General features: G+C 40.2%; 15 protein-coding genes. 13 read left to right on the top strand and 2 right to left on the bottom strand.

Going from position 1 to position 20,482, the window contains the following annotated elements:
- The 3 genes from gvpU (at position 1) to JOC77_RS14110 (ending at position 3,186) form a co-directional block, all read left to right on the top strand.
- A complete protein-coding gene (gvpU, locus tag JOC77_RS14120; protein ID WP_204544267.1) occupies positions 1 to 399 on the top strand; it encodes a gas vesicle accessory protein GvpU in 399 nt (132 codons plus the stop codon).
- A 469-nt stretch (positions 400 to 868) separates the two neighbouring features.
- Entirely contained in the window at positions 869 to 2,902 is a 2,034-nt protein-coding gene (locus JOC77_RS14115; protein WP_204544265.1) for a Na+/H+ antiporter, read from the top strand.
- A 92-nt stretch (positions 2,903 to 2,994) separates the two neighbouring features.
- Positions 2,995 to 3,186, top strand: a complete 192-nt coding sequence (locus JOC77_RS14110) for a hypothetical protein (protein WP_204544264.1) — start codon at positions 2,995 to 2,997, stop codon at positions 3,184 to 3,186.
- Between the two features lie 427 nt (positions 3,187 to 3,613).
- On the opposite strand, the gene JOC77_RS14105 is transcribed toward JOC77_RS14110, so the two are convergent.
- The gene (locus tag JOC77_RS14105) at positions 3,614 to 4,816 is read right to left on the bottom strand and encodes an MFS transporter (protein WP_204544262.1); all 1,203 of its coding nucleotides are present in this window, start codon (positions 4,814 to 4,816) and stop codon (positions 3,614 to 3,616) included.
- Between the two features lie 532 nt (positions 4,817 to 5,348).
- Between JOC77_RS14105 and JOC77_RS14100 the strand changes: the two genes are divergently transcribed.
- The 10 genes from JOC77_RS14100 to cstA all read left to right on the top strand — a co-directional run bounded on the left by JOC77_RS14100 (position 5,349) and on the right by cstA (position 18,292).
- Positions 5,349 to 6,332 (top strand): LacI family DNA-binding transcriptional regulator, encoded by a 984-nt coding sequence (locus JOC77_RS14100; protein WP_204544260.1) that lies wholly within the window; start codon positions 5,349 to 5,351, stop codon positions 6,330 to 6,332.
- A 123-nt stretch (positions 6,333 to 6,455) separates the two neighbouring features.
- Positions 6,456 to 7,430, top strand: coding sequence for a substrate-binding domain-containing protein (locus JOC77_RS14095; protein ID WP_239558762.1), 975 nt, complete (start codon positions 6,456 to 6,458; stop codon positions 7,428 to 7,430).
- A gap of 85 nt (positions 7,431 to 7,515) precedes the next feature.
- Positions 7,516 to 9,030 carry a sugar ABC transporter ATP-binding protein gene (locus JOC77_RS14090; protein ID WP_204544255.1) on the top strand — a complete coding sequence of 505 codons (1,515 nt, stop codon included), beginning with the start codon at positions 7,516 to 7,518 and terminating at the stop codon, positions 9,028 to 9,030.
- Positions 9,023 to 9,997: an ABC transporter permease gene (locus JOC77_RS14085; RefSeq protein WP_204544253.1), complete on the top strand. Its 975-nt coding sequence runs from the start codon at positions 9,023 to 9,025 to the stop codon at positions 9,995 to 9,997. The genes JOC77_RS14090 and JOC77_RS14085 overlap by 8 nt, the downstream gene beginning before the upstream one ends.
- A gap of 12 nt (positions 9,998 to 10,009) precedes the next feature.
- A complete protein-coding gene (locus tag JOC77_RS14080; protein WP_204544251.1) occupies positions 10,010 to 11,044 on the top strand; it encodes a Gfo/Idh/MocA family protein in 1,035 nt (344 codons plus the stop codon).
- 230 nt (positions 11,045 to 11,274) lie between these two features.
- Complete coding sequence (locus JOC77_RS14075) at positions 11,275 to 12,321, top strand: aldose epimerase family protein (RefSeq protein WP_204544249.1); 1,047 nt, start codon at positions 11,275 to 11,277, stop codon at positions 12,319 to 12,321.
- 278 nt (positions 12,322 to 12,599) lie between these two features.
- Positions 12,600 to 13,448, top strand: coding sequence for a KPN_02809 family neutral zinc metallopeptidase (gene ypfJ / locus JOC77_RS14070; RefSeq protein ID WP_204544247.1), 849 nt, complete (start codon positions 12,600 to 12,602; stop codon positions 13,446 to 13,448).
- Between the two features lie 184 nt (positions 13,449 to 13,632).
- The gene (locus JOC77_RS14065) at positions 13,633 to 15,414 is read left to right on the top strand and encodes a sensor histidine kinase (protein WP_204544245.1); all 1,782 of its coding nucleotides are present in this window, start codon (positions 13,633 to 13,635) and stop codon (positions 15,412 to 15,414) included.
- Complete coding sequence (locus JOC77_RS14060; protein ID WP_204544243.1) at positions 15,389 to 16,138, top strand: LytR/AlgR family response regulator transcription factor; 750 nt, start codon at positions 15,389 to 15,391, stop codon at positions 16,136 to 16,138. Before JOC77_RS14065 ends, JOC77_RS14060 begins: the two co-directional genes overlap by 26 nt.
- Positions 16,139 to 16,489: 351 nt before the next feature.
- Entirely contained in the window at positions 16,490 to 18,292 is a 1,803-nt protein-coding gene (gene cstA, locus JOC77_RS14055; RefSeq protein ID WP_204544241.1) for a carbon starvation protein CstA, read from the top strand.
- 485 nt (positions 18,293 to 18,777) lie between these two features.
- Here cstA and JOC77_RS14050 read toward each other — a convergent pair whose 3' ends face one another.
- On the bottom strand, positions 18,778 to 20,427 hold the full coding sequence (locus JOC77_RS14050) for a M20/M25/M40 family metallo-hydrolase (RefSeq protein WP_204544407.1): 1,650 nt from the start codon (positions 20,425 to 20,427) through the stop codon (positions 18,778 to 18,780).
- Positions 20,428 to 20,482: the final 55 nt, after the last annotated feature.

The raw sequence follows: 20,482 nt of genomic DNA, 5'->3' as shown, positions 1-20,482 counted from the left end.
ATGAGTTCTGGCATAATGAAAGACAATATACTTGAATTCTTTGTCCAAGCGGCCAATAAACATGATTTCTCCTTGGATATCACCTTAAACGTTAAAGGTTCTGTTATTACGGGAACGATGATATCTGCTAAGGAATATTTCAATACGATGAGTGAAACATTCGAAGACGGAAATGAAATTGCACAAGCATTAAGCGAACAGCTTGGACGAGCCGGAGAGGCGGCTCAAAACAATGACGATTCCGAAGCCTATTTTCTCCATATGAAAGATACCAAGGTATACGTCGGTGACAGCAAGCCCACCCCGTCAAAGGGAAAGATACTCTGGCGGGGCAAATTAAATGAAATTGACGGGTTCTTTTTAGGAAGAATATACGATAGCAGCGATAATGAAACATAGATATGAACTGAGTCAATTCAGCATATCTTTCAATAGATTGAACTCACATAGAATTTGCCTGGCTGTTCCTATTCCTTTCTTTGGGAAGAGTCCTGCTTTCCATAGCTTCGCCCGCGAGTTAGAATAGCCTGGGTACAATCTGTACTCAGGCTATTAAAGCTGCCGTCTGAATGTATGAGAAGTCTCATTAATGGAACTCAGAAAACTTGGCTCATGAATGTTGCTTAGATTCCCAATAATCATAGATCCGTGAAAAAGTAATCTCCCTCCATACCCTTACTACTATAGATTAAGCCCCGCTAAAAAGCCTATCGGGCGCTTTTGAAGGTTTGAATGTGACACACCTGCAGTGCGTACAATAAGGATAGTCTCTTTTCCTTTGTTATACTTAAATCTATATACGCAAATATATGGTTGTGTTAAGTAAATTTGGAGAAAATAGAACAGTACTACAGGGGGGAGAGCTTAAATGGATTTATTGATGACCGTATTATTGCTGCTTATTTGTTTACTAATATCCAATATCATCAGCCATTACATTCCAACGATACCTAATGCTCTGATTCAGATTGCATTTGGAATTATAGCGGCCATTGTATTTAAAGATATTTCAATTGAAATTGAAACAGAGTGGTTTCTGCTGCTATTTGTGGCTCCTCTTTTATACAATGATGGAAGGCATTTTCCACGTGAAGAATTATGGAAGATGAGAGCGCCTATATTTGGGAATGCCATAGTCCTTGTTCTGTTAACAACTATTGGCGGAGGATACTTCATTCATTGGCTCATATCGGATATCCCTTTGGCAGCATCATTTGCCTTGGCAGCGATTCTATCACCGACAGACCCGGTAGCTGTGAATGGCATTGCTAAGCGTATTCGTATCCCAGAAAAAGTATTACATCTTGTTAGAGGAGAATCTTTAATAAATGATGCCTCAGGTTTAGTTGCTTTTAATTATGCGGTAGCGGCTGTGGTGACAGGATATTTTTCATTAAGAGAAGCAATCTTTGATTTTACATATATGTTTATAGCCGGTGCTCTTTTGGGTTTAGTTCTCGGCTTGCTTATAACATGGATACGATTTACCTTACGCAAACAGGGAATTAATGATGTTACCTTTCACTCGCTTCTGCGAATTATGACTCCATTCGTTATTTTTATGATTACTGAAGAGCTTTTGCATGCATCTGGAGTGATTGCTGTAGTTGTAGCCGGCATTGTCCATGCATTAGTAAAAGAACGAACTGAAACGATAATTGCTGAAGAACAGGTTCTCACAGAAAATATTTGGTCCATTGTATTATTTATTTTAAATGGAATTGTATTTCTGTTGTTAGGGGTAAACATACCCTCCTCCATGGCTGAAACAGTTGAAAACCCTAATATAGGAAACTGGTTAGCTATTGGATATGTGATTGCCATTGGTTTTGCTATATTGGGAATTCGCTTCATTTGGTCATATTTCTTTTCCTTTTATGAAAATCGCAGCGGACAGGAAAAAGCTGCCGCTAAACCAAACATAAAAACAACATTGTTAATTAGTTTAACGGGGGTCCGCGGTGCAGTTACTATGGCGGGGGTTCTATCGATTCCTTACCTTTTAAAGAACGGTGATGTATTCCCGGAACGTTCGTTGATTCTGTTTTTGGCAGCTGGCGTCATTCTGTTTACATTACTTGCGGCCACCATGTTATTGCCTCTGCTAAGTGAAGAATCAGCAGAAGGCGAAACAACAAATTTAATAAGTGTAAATGAGGCAAAGCAAAGGCTGTTATTATCTGCTATTAAAAAGCTTCGTTTAGAAATGAATGAAGAAAATGAATCCACAGCTTATGAACTAATTAATGAATATAAGGTGAGGTTTCAGCAAATAAAACCAGAACTAGATTCGAAACAATATGATACCAGCCATTACCTGCAAAAAATGAAAGAAATACGGCTAATGGCGTTAAAAGCTGAAAGAAAATATATCCACGCAGAAATGAATAAAGACGCAATGGATCAAGCCATGTTTGAATCGTTTGAAAGATCTCTTGACTATCGTGAAGAGGCACTCTCATATAACGTCCAATCTGGGATCATATATCTAATAGGTAAAATGATAAGAGGGTGGAAACGCTATAGAGGCCATTATCCTATAGAAAGGGCAACTACGATAGCTAAATTGCGTATTGGACAGGATATTCAATTAAAGGCTTTAAAAGCGGCTCTTAAAAGCTTAAGGGAGTATGAAAAAGAACACCAGCAAAGAGCAGAAATGGTTCATGTCGTGGTTTTAGATTATAAAAGAATGATCAATCGATTAAAAAGACCAACTGTAAGATACAATGAAAAAAAAGAAGAACAAAAAGAAGAACTGCGTCTTAAAGTGATGGATGTAGAACGTTCAGAAATCCGCAGAATGTTTGAATCTGGAGAAATTAACAGAGATCAGGCCAAAGAATTAAGAAGGTTTGTTAACTACCATGAAAGTGTGGCTTTATATGAACACGTTGAATAGCAATGAGTTCTGCAAAATGTAAAATAGTATGACCTTAGTGTATTGCGTTTGAAACGTAAGGTACATTAGTTTGAAGGGGAGTTAATCATTTAATGAAGTATATAAAATCACAAATGCAGCAGCTGGTCAAAGACGATAAAAATTTACAAAAGCGGCTTAAAGAATTGATGAATGAACACAAACTTGAGAAAAACTTTGCTCTAAAGGCTTTGTACCATTCAGAAGTTGCTGAAGGCGGAAAGTATCAGTCAGCATACCAGGCACTTGACTTGCCTAAAGGGTAACATGTTATGATGCGCTTTCCACACTGCCATTCAGAGTTCAGCAAAAGAATTGGCCAAGATGATATAAGCTGAAGCTCATTCCTATAGTTTGTTTGGCCAGCGAAGAATATCGACAGGAGACGTAAGTAAAACGGCTCGGCTAATTAGAGCAGCTTTGAAATGAAAGACATCCTGGACTGTTTTGAAAAACTGTCTGGGCTGTCTCGCGTATAAATAAGTAATTGCATCATATAAGAAAATAATTGCGCCAAAGTCCTAAATGGATATACAAACTGCCTATTTAGATAAGAGAAATCAAACTTCCTTCCAGTGATATGCGCTGAAAAATAAACTAATGCGGCCGCGAACCGGTAATTGCGCCTTCATAAGTAGATATACGGCTTTTAACCCAAAAAGGGACATCCCCAATCAGGATGTCCCTTACCTATCATGTTAAAGCATTCATACCCGCTCTTCCTGAACTTTCTTTTTTTCCATGAAGGAAATAATAAAGAACAGCAGAAGCCAGAGTCATAACGCCCATCATCACATAGAGTGTGCTGTAGCCTGTCACTGGGATGATGAAACCCAGCAGATAAGGTCCAAATCCAAGTCCTGCGTCAAGAAAGATAAAGAAAGTTGATGTCGCTAATCCCATCCGGTGCGGCGGAGTTAATTTTACTGCAACGGCCTGGGTGGCTGATTGCATATTGCCAAAGCCTATACCAATAAGGACGCCCGCTGATAATAAGGTGACACTTTGGTCTGCTGTGCTTAAAAGTAGCATTCCGGCTGCCAGCAAAATAAAGGCCGGATACATAATATAGTTCGCCCCTTTAAGATCCATTAAGCGGCCTGTAAATGGGCGTGATAATAAAACGGCTATGGCATAGACAATGAAAAAGAAACTTGCTGAGCTGACCAGGCGGATTTCAATGGCATAAAAATTAATGAAAGAAAGGACGCTGGAGTAGCAGAGAGCGATGACCAAGGTAATACACGCAATAGGCAATGCCTTAGGCTCTACGAAGCTGGCAAGCTTGAACCCTTTAACCGGCGAAGTTTTGACGGACCCATCCAATGCAGGGACATGGAGGAACAACGCTATGATCAAACTGATGATGCCCAGAACAAGGCAGAAGCTGAAAATCATCTGGAAGGTTGTATGCTGGCTCATATAAATTCCAATGAATGGCCCAATTGCTGTAGCCAGAGTCGCACTCATGCTGTAATAACCGATTCCTTCCCCTTTGCGTGAAGACGGGATAATCTGTGCTACAATCGTTCCTGTTGCTGTACTGGCCATTCCCAGGGTCATGCCATGTACTAAACGAGTCACAAGCAGTAAGGTAATTCCGCCATTGATAAAATATAAAAGAGTGGCAAGCGTAAAACAGAGCAATCCAATATACAAAGTCCGCTTCCGGCCGATAGAATCGATAAAGCGGCCGATAAACAGCCGCCCAATTAACGTTCCGATAATAAATATCCCCGTTACAAGCCCGGCCTCACTAGTAGAAGCATTGAATCTATTTACGGCAAATACCGCAATCGTTACCATTAACAAATAAAAAATCAGGGTTAAGAAAAAATTGACGGAAGAAACAACAATAAAATCCTTCGTCCATAATTTAGATCCTGATGTATTCATTTTCTATCCCCTCACTCTAAGATATTTTTTGACTTACACCCCATTTAGCTCAGGTTCTGCTCCCATAACCGAATAGATTCATTACTCAGTAGGGAGAAAATACATACGCATTCACTTTTGCTATGTATAGCACCTGCTATAGAATGAAATAGTTAACTAAGATAATAATTATAATATATAACTATATCAATGTACCAGAAAGTATAGCACGATGTACAGAGTGAGGCCTAACAAGAACAACTGCTCAATTATCAGACCAATTTACTATAATAATAAATGTAATTGATTACATAACCGTACACCCAGTAATCATGTTTTTTAGTAAACCATTCAGCGGTTAATAATATAATCCTATAACAATTTCTGAAATCGAATGCTGCCTAACCTAAAAAAAAGCTATACTACCCAAAAGTTCAACGTTTTTTGCTAGCATAAATTTAATTGACAGAAAATTTGGAATGTATTACCATGTAAATGTAATCGATTACATTTTTGCTGCATATAAGTGTATGGATAGAAAGTAGGGTTTCAGATGGCAAATATACAGCAGGTTGCCAGTTTGGCAGGAGTTTCGGTAGCAACCGTATCTAGAGTGGTAAACGGACAATTGACAGTATCTCCAAAGACAAGGATTAAAGTGGAACAGGCAATCAAAAAGCTGAATTATGAACCCAGCATGCTGGGCAGGAATCTGCGAACCTCAGAAAGCCGAATTCTTCTAGTCTTGATCCCTACCATCTCAAACCCATTCTACTTAGAAATCATAAGAGGAATTGAGGATATCGCAATCAGCCAGGATTATAATATTCTCTTATGCCAGACTGATTCTAATCCTGAACGAGAGAATACGTATTTTAATTTAGTACGAAAGAAAATGGCTGATGGCATTATTTCAATGGATCCGGCAGTTAATATAGAGACGTTAGTTTCACTGTCTGAAAACCATGCGATTATTCAATGCAGCGAGTATACAATTGATAGCGGTATACCATTTGTAACAATAGATAACGAAGGCGCATCTTTTAGGGCAGTTAAACATCTCATCAAACTGGGCCACAACAAAATAGCATTGATCAATACAGATGAGAAATATCTATATGCGCGGCAGCGTCAAATGGGTTATCAAAAAGCATTAGAAGAACATGGCATATCTATTAATCAAGATTATATTTTTCATACTAAGCAAATAGGTTTAGAGTATGGCCAGCAGGCCATGAAGAAGATTTTGAACCTAGAGAAGCGGCCGACTGCTGTATTTGCTGTATCAGATCTGTTGGCAATAGGGGCCCTCAAAGAAATAAACAGCCTTGGATTAAAGGTTCCAAATGATATAGCCCTGGTCGGTTTCGATCAAATTGACTTTTCTAATATGACCAATCCAACGTTGACTACAATTGCCCAGCCTATGTATAAGATGGGTACACTTGCAGCAAAGATGCTGATCAATAAGATTAAAGGGGAAAAGGTGGAAAGCATCATCTTAGATCACGAATTAGTCATTCGTGAATCGACTTGAGATTAAATCACAGCTAAGATTAGCGTTCTGTTATTGAACACTTTTAATGATAGAACGCTGGCCTTAGATGTGAAAGAAAGCGATTACATATAAGGGGAGCTTTTTTTAAAAGTTAAGGGGGGAATGGTTTTGAAGAAATTATTAGTGTTATGTATGTGTGTGATGACAGTATTCAGTTTGGCTGCTTGCAGCAGCAGTAAAGGCAGTGGTGATGGCGGCAAGGGAGACGATAAACTAAAAATCGGTATCTCTCTTCCATCTGCAACACATGGTTGGATGGGTGCATTAATTGATAGTGCTGAGAAGCAGGCCAAAGACTTAAAGAAAAGTGATGGTATTAATTATGTGCTTACAAATGCCACGGATCCCAACAAACAGGCAAATGACATCGATGATTTAATCTCGCAGGATGTTGATGTCATCGTTATGCTACCAATCGAGTCCGCTGCACTTACTCCAGTAGGCCAAAAAATTAAAGATGCCGGCATTCCTTTAGTCATTGTTGACCGTGAACTAGAAAATGATGCAGCTACTGTTGTTGTTAAAGGTGACAACGAGGGTATTGGCGTAAACGCTGGAAAATATTTTATTGAAAAGTTAAATGGAAAAGGAAAGGTAGTCGAAATCACAGGACCGCCGAGCTCAGTTACTGAACAGCGTGGAAAAGGGTTTAAAGAAGCAATGGAAAGCTCTGACGGCATTGAAGTGATCGCCTCTCAAAGCGGTGATTTCTCTACTGAAAAATCTTTAGAAGTTATGCAAAATATTTTGCAGGCTAATTCTCACATTGATGCTGTTTTCACCCAAGATGACGGCATGGCACTAGGCGTGCTGCAGGCTATAAAAGAAGCTGGCCGTACAGATATTAAATTTATTACGGGTGCAGGCGGAGGCAAGGCAGTATTTGAGAATATGAAAGAAGATGGCTTAATTAAGGCTACATTTTTATACTCGCCAACCATGGTTAAAGATGCAGTGAAAATTGCTGCAGAGATCGCTAAAGGTTCCAAATCCGAAGAAAAAATGGTGGTAAAAGAAGCCACACAGGTAACAAAAGATAACGTTGATGATCACTATGATCCTGAATCTAAATTCTAAATTCTAAATAATGGCCGGGAAATACTATACTTGCTGCAAACAGCTATGGTATTTCCTCTTTTCCTATAAAGGAGGGATAAATGATATGTCTGTGAATCCTTTTGTAACCATGAGCAATATAGAAAAATCGTTCAACGGTGTACCGGTCTTAAAAAGCGTAACTTTGAAGGTACAGAAGGGTGAAATCCATGCTTTGCTTGGTGAGAATGGAGCGGGGAAATCCACCTTGATGAATATCTTAGGCGGTGTTCACCAGCCGGATAATGGATTTATTATGATGAACGGAAAAGAAGTTAAAATGAATAATCCACGAGTTTCTCAGGATCAGGGCATCAGCTTTATACACCAGGAACTTAATGTAGTGTCTGATTTGAGAGTCTATGAAAATATGTTTTTAGGAGCAGAACTCAAGAATAAAATAGGGTTTTTAAAAGTGGAAGAAATGTGCAGGCAGACAAGCAATGTCCTGTCTCAGCTTGGAGTCAGCATTAATCCAAAAGAATATGTACGGAATCTGGATACTTCCTATAAACAATTAATAGAAATTGCCAAGGCCTTGCTGCATAAATCTTCGCTGATCATTATGGACGAGCCAACTTCGTCACTGGCGGAACACGAGGTTAAGCGTCTATTCAAGTTAATGAAAAATCTAAAAAAATCGGGAGTTTCAATCATTTATATTTCCCATAAACTAAAAGAGATCAAGGAAGTTTGTGATCGGTATACCGTTCTCCGTGATGGGGAAGTTGTGGGGACCGGATCTATGAAAGATGAAAATTTGGAGACCATTACCAGACTGATGGTTGGAAAATCTATTTCAGAAGATCGGTTCATGCATGATCATTCGCTAGGACCAGTGCTGCTTGAAGTTAGCAATTTAACAAGTGAAGGACTATTTAATAATATAAATTTCACATTACGAAAAGGTGAAATTCTAGGCTTTACCGGTTTAGCCGGAGACGGCCGGACAGAACTCTTTGAAAGCTTGTTTGGTTATCGAAAAAAGTATACCGGCAAAGTAAAAATAAATAATCAGCTGGTCAAAATAGATCATCCCAGTAAAGCCATAAAAGCAGGAATAGGTCTCGTTCCAAAGGATCGAAAAGAAAATGGTATTATTAAAGATTTAAGCGTCGTACATAATATGAGCTTAGCTTCAATGCGGAACTTTGAAAAGACCGGCTTGATCCAGGAGAAAGCGGAACATCAAAAATTTCAATATTATAAAGAAAAACTAAATATAAAAGTACACAATCCCCGAATTACAATCGACAAGCTAAGCGGAGGCAATCAGCAGAAGGTGATTATTGCAAAATGGCTGGAAGTTAATCCAGATATCATTATTTTTGATAATCCTACACAGGGAATTGATGTTGGAGCAAAGCAGGAGATCTACCACCATATAAACGAACTGGTTGAGCAGGGAAAAGCCATTATTATTCTATCTTCTGAAGCTCCGGAAGTTCTAAAGGTCTGCCACAATATTTATGTTATGTACCAAGGGGAAATAACAGCCCGGTTAAAGGGAGAGGAAGCAACGGAAGACGAAATTATGAGTTATGCAACTGGCTCAAAAAGGGAGGCCGAAAAAATTGGCTAATTTACAATTAAAAGAATATAATCAGCAAACTTCAAATACAAAAACCCGCCTCTCCTGGCTGTGGTCAGAATACAGCGTAATCATTGCCTTCTTAATTATCTTTATCGCAGCTTCGATTATGAGTCCTAGATTCCTTGATATCAATAATCAGCTGAATATATTAATGCAGGTTTCGATAATTGGGATTGTTGCCTTAGGGATGACTGTTGTTATGCTTTCAGGCGGAATTGATTTATCGGTAGGGTCTGTCCTCGTATTAGTCGGTGTTATAACGGTGTTAGCGTTAAATGCTTCCGGGAGTATTCTTGTTGCCATTTTAACAGCATTATTCGTGGGATCTGCAGCAGGTTTCTTAAATGGATTAATGGTTGCAAAAGGCAGGATTGCATCGTTCATTGCTACTTTAGGCATGATGGCGGGAGCACGCTCAATTGCATTATATATTGCCGAAGGAGGCAGTGTATCAGGAGAAGTATCAGGTTTCACCGCAATTGCTAACAGTGATTTATGGCTGATTGATTACCCGATCATTATTTTCTTGATCATGACAGTCCTTGTTTATGTCCTCATGCATAAAACACGCTTTGGGAGATATGTGTATGCGCTTGGAAGCAATGAAAAGGCAGCGCTTTTATCCGCTATTCGTGTGGACCGTGTCAAGCTGGGGGTCTATAGCCTGGTAGGTTTATTAGTAAGTGTGGCAGCGATTATTGAAACATCCCGGCTTAATTCAATCTCCTCTTCGAGCTCTGGTGTTCAATATGAATTAGATGCAATTGCAGCCGTTATAATTGGCGGCACAAGAATGACAGGCGGCCGCGGCAAAATTATCGGAACATTCTTTGGTGTGCTGATTCTCGGTATTTTGAATAACATGATGAATTTAATGAACGTTTCACCTCATCTACAAGGATTTGTAAAAGGGTCCATTATTATCGTTGCCGTGTTATTCCAAAAAAGAGAATAGGAGGACAGTCATTTGGGATTAAAAGCAGGGATTATTGGATGTGGTTCCATAACAAAATTTCGTCATGCGCCTGAATATAAAGTCAACCCATATGTGGACGATATTGTTTTCTATGACCGAAACCCCGAGCGGGCCGAAGCGCTGGCAGAAATGTTTGGCGGTACTGTGGCACTTTCTGTAGAAGATTTATTAGATGATCCTTCAATCCAAATCGTCAGTGATTGCTCATCCAACGAATATCATCACATATTTTCCACCCAAGCATTACTTAACGGTAAGCATGTGTTATGTGAAAAGCCGATTTCTCTAACAATAGAAGATGCAAAAGAAATAATCGAAGCTCAAAAGAAATCCGGGAAAGTTCTAATGGTAGATCATAATCAACGTTTCACCCGTACCCACCAAAAGGCAAAAGAGATGATTGATAGCGGAGCTCTCGGTAAAGTTCTTACATTCAAAACCACTTTTGGACACAAGGGACCGGAACATTGGGGTGTTAATAAATCAAACTCCACCTGGTTTTTTAAAAAAGACCGCTCCCGATTTGGTGTTGCTGGTGATCTGGGTATACATAAAATTGATCTATTACATTACTTATTAAATGATAACATTGAGCAGGTCAGTGCATTTCAAGGCGCACTAGACAAAGTGGATGAAAAAGGTCATCCTATAGAAGTTTGTGATAACATCGTCTGCACTTTAAAGACAAAACAAGGACGTTTAGGGACAGCTTCTTTTTCCTGGACATATTATGGAGAAGAAGATAATAGCACCATCATTTATTGCGAAAAAGGCATCTTGAAAGTATATCATAGCGAAGAATACCAGCTTCAAGTGATTTTTAACAATGGTGAGAAAGAGAATTATATGCTAGAAAGCATACAGACGAATGATCACCAGACAAATAGTGGAGTAATTGACGCATTTATTGATTGTATCCTCTTTAACAAAGATCCTGTTGTGTCAGGAGAGGATGCGCTGGCATCGCTGAAAGTTATCATTGGGATTTTAGAAGCAGCAGAAATAAATCGAGTAGTGACGATTTAAGTCTTTCCTTCATTGAAGGAGAGACTTTTTTGAGTATAAGAGATGATTTTAGCTGAGATTTAACTAGATTCCCATAAAGTGATTTAAAAGAGAAAACCGCTTTCATAAAGTGTATACTAGGAATCATATAACATGTTCTAAGATCGTATTGAAGAACTTGAGGATTATATCTGTGTTAAAAAGAGAATATATAGTCTGAAAGAATTTACTTTGATTGGAGTCCAAAAAAAATGAGAGTATTAAAGGAGAAATTTGCAGAACAAAACGGCCAGACGGTTACAGCCTATACTCTGGTAAATGATCAGGGCATGGAGGTAACTGCTATTGATTATGGCTGCATTATTACGAAGATTATAGTTCCAGAACGGAACGGAAGCTTTGAAAATGTAGTGTTAGGGTTTGATACACTTGAAGAATATCAGCAGCACTCCCCTTATTTTGGTGCTGTGGTAGGCCGGCATGCTGGCAGGATTGCAAATGCTGAGTTTACGTTGGATGGGACTACGTACCATTTGGAGAAGAACAATAACGGACATCATCTTCATGGAGGATTGCAGGGTTTTGATAAAGTAATATGGAAAGCAGATGTAAAGGAAGAAAAGGAATCTATCAGTTTAGAATTCAAGTATCTTAGCAAGGATGGAGAAGAAGGATACCCAGGAAATCTGAATATGAAGGTCGTGTACGAGCTTAATAACCAAAACGAATTCAAGGTTTCATACGAAGGAGTCAGTGATCAAAAAACCGTCCTGAATGTTACCAACCATACGTATTTTAATTTGAGCGGCAATCTAAAAGAGGACATTCTAAATCATACTCTGACGCTAAAGAGCAGCCGTTTTCTTGAGCTTGATAAAGAACTAATTCCGACAGGCGAGATCCTTTCTGTAGATTCTACTCCATTTGATTTTAGATCCGGAAGAAAAATTAAGGATGGAACAGAGTCAGCTCATCCTCAAAATATCCTGGCTGGAAATGGTTACGATCACCCATTTTTATTAGATGAACATCAAAACAACGAAATTCACTTGTATGATAAAGAGAGCGGGCGTAAACTTATTATTGAGACTACTGAACCTGGAGTTGTTCTATACACAAGCAATCAATTAGAAGCCGGGTTCTCTATTCGCGGAACTGCCTCAAGGGAGTATTTAGGAATATGCTTAGAAACACAAGGTTTCCCAGATTCCCTAAATCATCCGCAATTTCCGTCCGCTATTTTAGAAAAGGATGAAGTATATACATCTGAAACGGTATATAAATTTTCCTTCAATTAATAATTAAATGCGGCCCAGTCTATTAGACTGGGTTTTTTACATGGCAGCAGTTATTACAACTATTCAACCTTTACTTTAATTGGGCCAGTCCGGATATGAGTTAGAAGTACGGATCAGTACTAACCTCCCCCTCTAAAAAGAAAACTGACGCCCGGTCAAAAGAATTGGAAATTAAATGAACGGCTGTTAAAGCTTTAGAAATAGCTCATCCCGGGTATAACACAATAGTAAATTATATTTTGTTAATAACTCCAAAATTGAATAGGGGAGGAAATACAATGCAATGGAAGGGCAGAAGAGGAAGCGCGAACGTCGAGGACCGAAGAGGCATGGGCGGTAAAACAATCATGGGAGGCGGAATCGGCGGGATCATCCTTGTACTGATAATAACTCTTATGGGAGGCAATCCAGGCGATCTTTTGAACAATATGAACATGACAGATCCAGGTTCAAATTCGGGTGCACCTTACGAAGAATCCGAGCGGGAGAAGGAGCTCGCCGACTTTGTATCAGTGGTACTGGCAGATACGGAGGAAGTCTGGTCAGAACAATTCAGGAAGGAAGGTTTACAATATAAAGAGCCGACCCTGGTCCTATATACAGACAGTGTTCAGTCCGCATGCGGAACAGCCGGTTCCTCGGTGGGGCCCTTTTACTGTCCTGGCGATCAAAAGCTCTATATTGATCTCAGTTTTTATGACGAACTTCAGCAAAAATTCCAGGCTCCAGGCGACTTCGCAATGGCTTATGTAATTGCCCATGAAGTCGGACATCATGTCCAAACCCTTTTAGGAACCACAGATAAGCTCGAACCTCTGCGTCAAAGACTTAGCCAGACAGAGTACAATAAATATCAAGTCCGCTTTGAATTACAGGCTGATTACCTGGCTGGCGTGTGGGCACATCATGCCCAGGGAATGGATCTGCTGGAAGAGGGCGATCTTGAAGAAGCCTTAAATGCAGCAAGCGCTGTCGGTGATGATACCATTCAGAAAAAAGCTCAAGGACATGTAGTTCCTGAAAGCTTTACACACGGTACGTCTGAGCAGAGGAAGCGCTGGTTTTATAAGGGATTTGAATCCGGCACCATAGAAGGAGGAGATACCTTTAAGGCAGGCAGTCTGTAAGGGAGTCTTAAGAGCGCAGACAACTTAATTTTTTTTTATATAGCCGGGATCCATTTCATGGATTCTGGCTTTTTTTATGGTTGAGTGCAATCCGAGAATCATTAGTCCTTCTCCTTACTCTATTCGACATGAAGGACCGTGTGTTGTAAGATGTAATAACTAATGAGCTTGAAGGTGAAGAACAATGATAAATCTTATTCCATTGATGATTGAGCGGGTTGGAGTGATCTTAATTGTGGTGTTCCTTCTTTCACAAAGTAAATCCTTCCGGCGGATCATTCATAAGGATCAAGGTGCTGCAGAAAAATTAATGCTGATTGCCCTTTTTGGATTGTTTGGGGTGATCAGCAATTATACAGGCATACAAATACATGCAAATTCTGCCGCGGAAAATAGCTGGCTGATCGGAATTGAGCCGGACAGTGCCATTGCTAATACCCGAATTATGGGGATTGCTATAGGATCACTTCTTGGAGGTCCTCTTGTCGGATTGGGTATAGGCTTGATTGCAGGAGTGCATCGTTTTTTTCTTGGAGGATTCACAGCCGCAGCTTGTGCCATTTCAGCCATATTAGCTGGAGGAGCTGCTGGATGGTTCGGCATGATTCGAAGAAAGAAAACACCTATTACACCAACCTTTGCTGTAGGAATCGGCATGTTGATGGAAGTAACACAAATGGGCATTATACTGCTGGTAACACGCCCGTTTGAACTAGCGTGGGATTTAGTTAAGGTGATAGGTATTCCCATGGTTGCTGTAAACGGGCTGGGTATGCTTCTATTTATGCTGATCATTCAATTCATATTTCGTGAGCAGGAACGTACAAAAGTTCTTCAGACAAGCAAGGCCTTTTACATCGCTGACCGTACGCTTCCTTTTTTTAGGCAGGGATTAAATCCGGAATCCTGCAGAGAGGTAGCCGATATTATGCTTCAGCTGACAGATGCAGACGCCATAGCCATCACTGATTCAGAGGGTGTGCTTGCCCATGTGGGGGCGGCTTCTGATCATCATGTTCCGACTAAAGGATTTTCTACAGAATTGACGAAAAAAGTTCTTAGGGAAGGCCGGGTGCTTACGGCGAGGAGCCGCGAAGAAATCCTGTGCAGGCATGAGCCTTGTCCGCTAAGAGCAGCCGTTGTTCTGCCCTTAATGGTTCATAATAAAACGGTGGGTACTTTAAAACTGTATTTTAATAACCCAGGAGATCTTACCGAAGGAGAGAAGGAGCTCGCTGAAGGCCTAGCTAATCTTTTTTCGACACAGCTGGAGCTTGCTGAAGCAGAACAGCAGAGTAAATTACTTAAAAATGCAGAAATAAAAGCCCTCCAGGCACAGGTACATCCACATTTTTTATTTAATGCCATTAATACTATATCTGTTTTGTGCCGGACTAACCCAGAAAAGGCACGGAAGTTATTATTAGAGCTGAGCCAATTTTTCAGAAGCAATCTGCAGGGAGCGAGGCAGATTCTAATTCCATTAGACAAAGAAATGGAGCATGTGAAAGCTTATTTATCGCTAGAACAGGCTCGCTTTCCAGATAGATATGAAGTCATATTTGAAATGGAGCCAGGCCTTGAAAAAAGCTTTGTTCCGCCTTTTATACTTCAGCCGCTTGTTGAAAACAGCATCAGACATGCTTTTGCAAGATCCAACAGCAAGGGTAAGGTAACTGTGAAGGTCTTTTCAGATGAATCCTTTGTGAACATTACAGTAAGTGATAATGGAAAGGGCATTCCTCCTGAAAAACTGGATGTATTAGGAAAAGAGGCGGTTGAATCGAGGCTTGGGACAGGAACAGCACTCGTTAATATCCGGGAACGCTTAACAGGGATATATAACAAAGAAGCTTTGTTTGAAATTAAAAGCAAAGAAGGGAAAGGTACAACGATCTCTATCAGTATTCCTCTAGAGAAAAAAGGAGCATATGATTATCATGATGACAGCATTTATAGTGGATGATGAACCGCTGGCAAGAGATGAATTGAGATATCTTTTATTAAGGACCAGGGAAGTAGAAGTTGTCGGTGAATCAAGCAGTATGTTTGATGCACTTGAACAGATCAAGCAATTAAAACCGGATCTAGTTTTCCTGGATATAGAGCTTTCCGAGGATAGCGGGCTAGATGCTGCAGAAAAGATTGGAGAAATGGAGCATGCTCCGGCCATTATTTTTGCAACAGCATATGATGAATTTGCACTGCAGGCATTTGAATTAAATGCTGTTGATTATGTGTTAAAGCCGTTTGATGAGAACCGGATCAGGCAAACCCTTGATAAAATAAAAACCATAAGTACGATAGGTGGATTGGAACTGCCAGCAGCAGCTGCAGGCTTGAGACCAAAAACAGAACCTCAAGTAGGCAAGCTTGCAGTAACAGCTGATGACAAGATTGTACTGGTAGATAAAAGCTCAATTGCTTATATTGCTACAGCTGAAGGAAAGACACTTATCAAAACGGTGGATTCCCAATATATGGTTCCAGCTACTTTATCTGCTGTTGAAAAAAAACTAAGTTCACTGCAGCTGGTCAGAGTTCATCGGAGTTATCTTGTAAGCTTAAACCATATAGCCGAAATCGAACCCTGGTTCAATTCTACCTATAATTTGCTGATGAAGGACGGCTCGAAGGTTCCTGTCAGCCGTACATATGTTAAAGATTTAAAGCATCTGCTCGGTTTTTAACCTAGGACAATCTAGGATTGCTTCCAAATGTGCCTAATAGTGCAAGGCATGAGGCGGTCTGATGGATTGTCCTTTTTTTTGAATAAATCTAGAGGAGAATCAAAAAAATAGGCTATTAGATGAAACTGGTGGAGCTGTATTCAGCAATTATATGACTCAGAAAACTAGTTACTGCACAAGTTCATCCGTAATTTAGCCGTTGCTTGCACGTATTTGAAAACGCTTGTATTGCATTTTAACCCCCTATTTCTGCAACTCATCGTTATTATCTGGTTTAATGTTATGAAAACGCTATCAGTTTGTTTTCATGGTGTATATTCAGGGTGTAGAAAGTTATGGGGGTGCTTAAAAATGAATGCGATTACAATGGTAATAGGCTCAATATGTATTCTTATGATAGCTTACCGATTATACGGTACGTTTATGGCCGTTAAGGTCTTGAAATTAAAACAGATGGATGAAGCTAAACAAACGCCAGCCCACGCGCTGGATGACGGAAAAGACTATGTTCCTACAAATAAATGGGTCGCTTTTGGACATCACTTTGCAGCGATTGCTGCAGCAGGTCCACTTGTTGGGCCGATCCTTGCCGCTCAATTCGGTTATCTGCCTTCATTACTTTGGCTATTAATTGGTGCAGTGATTGGTGGAGCCGTTCATGATGCGGTGGTATTATTCGCTTCAATGCGCCAAAACGGCGAGTCCTTAGCAGAGGTTGCGAAGAAAGAATTAGGCCCTGTAGCCGGCTTCTGTACCGGTCTGGCTATGTTGTTTATCATTACGATCACAATGGCTGGCTTATCCATGGTTGTTCTTCATGCATTAGAACATAATCCATGGGGAACGTTCGCTGTAGGGATCACTATTCCGATTGCAATGGGTGTCGGATTGTATCATAGAAAAACTGGCAATTTAAAAGCAGCTTCTATTGTAGGGTTTGTGTTGATAATGCTTGCCGTTTTCTTTGGACCTTATATTCAAGGAACATTCTTAGGCGACTTGCTGACACTTGATGTAAAGCAATTATCAATTATTCTCCCAATCTATGCATTTTTTGCAGCGGCATTGCCGGTATGGCTATTGCTTGCACCACGGGATTATTTGAGCAGCTTTATGAAAATCGGTGTATTTGCGGCATTAATCATTGGAGTATTCGTAGTGAACCCAACCATTCAATTCCCAGCTCTAACAGAATTTATAGATGGCGGCGGCCCAATCCTTGCCGGTCCGGTCTGGCCATTCATTTCTATTACAATTGCCTGTGGAGCAATTTCTGGGTTCCATGCTTTTGTAGGGTCTGGGACAACACCAAAAATGCTTGACCGCTGGAATGACATTAAAGTCGTTGGATTTGGTGCTATGCTCGTAGAGTGTGTGGTAGGAATCATGGCTCTAGTAGCAGCAACGGCTCTTCAGCCGGCCGACTACTTCGCCATTAATTCAACACCTGAAGTATTTAAAACATTAGGAATGCAAACGGTTCATCTTCAGGAATTAAGCAAAGAAATCGGGTTGAGCCTGGAAGGTCGTACGGGCGGTGCTGTTACACTTGCTGTTGGTATGACTTATATCTTCACAGAGATTCCTTGGTTCAGTAATCTTGCTTCATTCTTCTTCCAATTTGTTATAATGTTCGAAGCATTATTCATCTTAACAGCTATTGATTCAGGTACTCGTGTATCCCGCTACTTGATACAGGACTTCGGAGGCACTTTCTATAAGCCGCTTAAGCGGGTAGACTGGCTTCCTGGTAACATCTTCGCTAGTGCATTAGCCTGCTTCCTATGGGGTTACCTGCTCTTCTCAGGAGACATTGGATCTGTATGGGCATTGTTCGGAGTTTCCAATCAGCTGATGGCTTCAATCGGACTTATTATCGGAGCTACCATCATTCTAAGAATTGCAGACAAACGCCGTTATATGCTGACTTGCCTGATTCCACTGGCATATCTATATGTAACAGTTAACTATGCAGGATATTGGATGATTAAAAATGTCTACCTCAATTCAGCTGCTGCTGGATACAGCGTCCTTAACGCTGCACTGTCGATCATTATGCTAGTCCTGGGCGTTATCATCATGATCACTGCCGTTAAAAATTGGTTTGAAACATGGAACAGCCCGGCTGTTAAATTGGAAAGAAAAACAGCATAATTATTAACGATAAAGGCAGGCCCTGTTATGAGGGACCTGCCTTTATCTTTGCCATTCTGCCAGGAATAGGCGGCTTAGCTGTGAGTTAAATACGCAAAAACTACCTCTAAGCGTAAATTTTCTGTTTCAGAAAGCGAAATTTATTGTAAATCTATTATTCTAGGACTCTGTGGTATATGGTAGGGGAAAGCAAGTACTATTTAAAGAGGGTTTTTACGAATTTAAGGGGCAGAATCAGATTTTAAATTTTAAGTGCGAAAATTAAAATTTAAGAGTGAAATTCGATTTTTAAGAGGGGAAATCTAATTTTAAGAGGATTGCGCTTTTTTAGAGTCATAAGAGAATATGTTGTTCAATATAGAGAGAGTTCGTCCGCCCTTATAAAGGTGTTCTTAATGACTTTACCATAATTTAAATCAGCTTCTTAGCGCATGAGGTGAATAAAAGAAAGGACCTTTAACAGGTCCCTCCCGCAATATTTATGTTTATTTTAGAAGACGTTCAATAACCTTATAAGTTAAATTCGGCACAATTTCCAGCGAATACGACATTTCCATTCGTTCCAGCTTTTTATGGGCATCAACCCCATAAGGCCCGATATTGATAACAGGTACATTCAATTCGCGGACATCTTTATATTCAACGTAATGCTTGGTTCCCCAGCCGGGATTATTTTTAGAAACAGCATTTATGCCTTCCTCATCATCGCTGAGTGCGATGAAGCTCATATCTGAGATGTAGGGAAAGAAGTTCCTGGTGACAATGGGATGCGGATAACTCGGCTGCATTTCCTCGACAGCTTGATCCAGTGCTTCTATCAATGCTTGTTCGTCATCTGTTTTTCCTGATAATTCAATCCGGGGAGAATAAAGAGACGAATAGAACAAGATAATGGCAGGACTTTTATCTCTCATCCATTTCCACGCTTCTTCGACCACTCTGGCAGCAAACATGCGGGTATCTAATTCAGTATCTAATAAAAGTATTTGCTTAAAATCTGTCATATGATTGCTATAAGAATCACCATTTTCCTTTACCAGTAAATCTTCCATCTCTTCGTACGTAAGAACTCTCGGCTGCCAAGGGTGATTTTTATAGGGTTCCCCGCTTAGCGTGCAGAATTGTTTATACCGTGCATTATAAGTAGTCAATGCATGGCTGAATGCAATCTCAGCCTGTTCTTTTAATTTATAGAGCACATCTTTCGGTGACCATGAATGTATAAAAAAATTGTAATAAACATAAGCAGAAAGTGCCGTCTGAACCGTATAAGAAGGTTTAAGATCTGTTTGTTTCAAAGAAACTGGAGGAACCGTAGTCTCACCAAATGCTTCATTGCAGAGCTCTGGATTGTAATTTATCTGCCTGGTTAGTTCAGCAGCAATAAAGTTTGGGTCTAGTCCTTCAAAGCAGGATCCGACATGGGTTTCAGCTCCGGTAATGAAGAAGGAGGGGAGAAGCTTCCCAACTGTTCCTTTGTAAATATAACGGTTCTCGTCACCATCATACCGAGGGGAAACAAAATCAGCATTAATGGCTGCTACATAGTTGAATCCATGGTCTGCCTTCCATTTTTTAAAGGTTTTTAACGCAGAAAGAACACCATGTGAACCGTCCTCCTCATCACATTCTGATAAGAATACCAGGTTTCCGTCTAATTCGTGGGGATGCTCCGAAAAATATTTGATCAGGTACAGATGGCTTGCAATGCCGCTCTTCATATCTAGAACGCCTCTGCCGAACATCCAGCCGCCGGACTCTAAATGTTCTTTAGCGGAGTCAGGGAGCTGCTCATTTAATAGTGCTTTATGTAGATCTTCTGGGGAGCAGGCAAGAGCTTTTAAGTGATTAAAGTCATCAATGCCCACTGTGTCCATATGGCCCATCAATATGACTGTACGATTGCTCCTGCCTTTTGTGCCTTTTACAAAGGCCAATACATTATATCGTTCCTGTTCATCTTCAGTAGTCTGACTGAGAGTTACGTGAGAAGGATGCTCTGTAAAATAGGGAAAAGAAGAGAGCAGGGTGTATAAGGAGTGAGCCATCACTTTTTCTCCATTCGTATTCACAATACTCTCAATGTTAACAAGCTGTTTCGTAAAATTTAGAACCTCTTCGCGGCATTGCAGCATCATTTCTACCCCTTTATTGATTAAATAAGTTCAAGTTTTATGTATGTCTAGCTAA

Source organism: Peribacillus deserti (assembly GCF_016909175.1).
In the GTDB taxonomy this organism is placed as follows: Bacteria; Bacillota; Bacilli; order Bacillales; family DSM-1321; genus Paraperibacillus; species Paraperibacillus deserti.
This window is presented reverse-complemented; position numbering and strand designations above follow the sequence as displayed.

What these genes read in the sequence shown, in the direction of transcription:
- JOC77_RS14100 (WP_204544260.1), top strand. Translation starts at nt 5,349, where the DNA reads ATGGCAAATATACAGCAGGTTGCCAGTTTGGCAGGAGTTTCGGTAGCA.
- JOC77_RS14105 (WP_204544262.1), bottom strand. Translation starts at nt 4,816, where the DNA reads ATGAATACATCAGGATCTAAATTATGGACGAAGGATTTTATTGTTGTT.
- ypfJ (WP_204544247.1), top strand. Translation starts at nt 12,600, where the DNA reads ATGCAATGGAAGGGCAGAAGAGGAAGCGCGAACGTCGAGGACCGAAGA.
- JOC77_RS14095 (WP_239558762.1), top strand. Translation starts at nt 6,456, where the DNA reads ATGGTTTTGAAGAAATTATTAGTGTTATGTATGTGTGTGATGACAGTA.
- cstA (WP_204544241.1), top strand. Translation starts at nt 16,490, where the DNA reads ATGAATGCGATTACAATGGTAATAGGCTCAATATGTATTCTTATGATA.
- JOC77_RS14110 (WP_204544264.1), top strand. Translation starts at nt 2,995, where the DNA reads ATGAAGTATATAAAATCACAAATGCAGCAGCTGGTCAAAGACGATAAA.
- JOC77_RS14090 (WP_204544255.1), top strand. Translation starts at nt 7,516, where the DNA reads ATGTCTGTGAATCCTTTTGTAACCATGAGCAATATAGAAAAATCGTTC.
- JOC77_RS14060 (WP_204544243.1), top strand. Translation starts at nt 15,389, where the DNA reads ATGATGACAGCATTTATAGTGGATGATGAACCGCTGGCAAGAGATGAA.
- JOC77_RS14050 (WP_204544407.1), bottom strand. Translation starts at nt 20,427, where the DNA reads ATGCTGCAATGCCGCGAAGAGGTTCTAAATTTTACGAAACAGCTTGTT.
- gvpU (WP_204544267.1), top strand. Translation starts at nt 1, where the DNA reads ATGAGTTCTGGCATAATGAAAGACAATATACTTGAATTCTTTGTCCAA.
- JOC77_RS14115 (WP_204544265.1), top strand. Translation starts at nt 869, where the DNA reads ATGGATTTATTGATGACCGTATTATTGCTGCTTATTTGTTTACTAATA.
- JOC77_RS14065 (WP_204544245.1), top strand. Translation starts at nt 13,633, where the DNA reads ATGATAAATCTTATTCCATTGATGATTGAGCGGGTTGGAGTGATCTTA.
- JOC77_RS14075 (WP_204544249.1), top strand. Translation starts at nt 11,275, where the DNA reads ATGAGAGTATTAAAGGAGAAATTTGCAGAACAAAACGGCCAGACGGTT.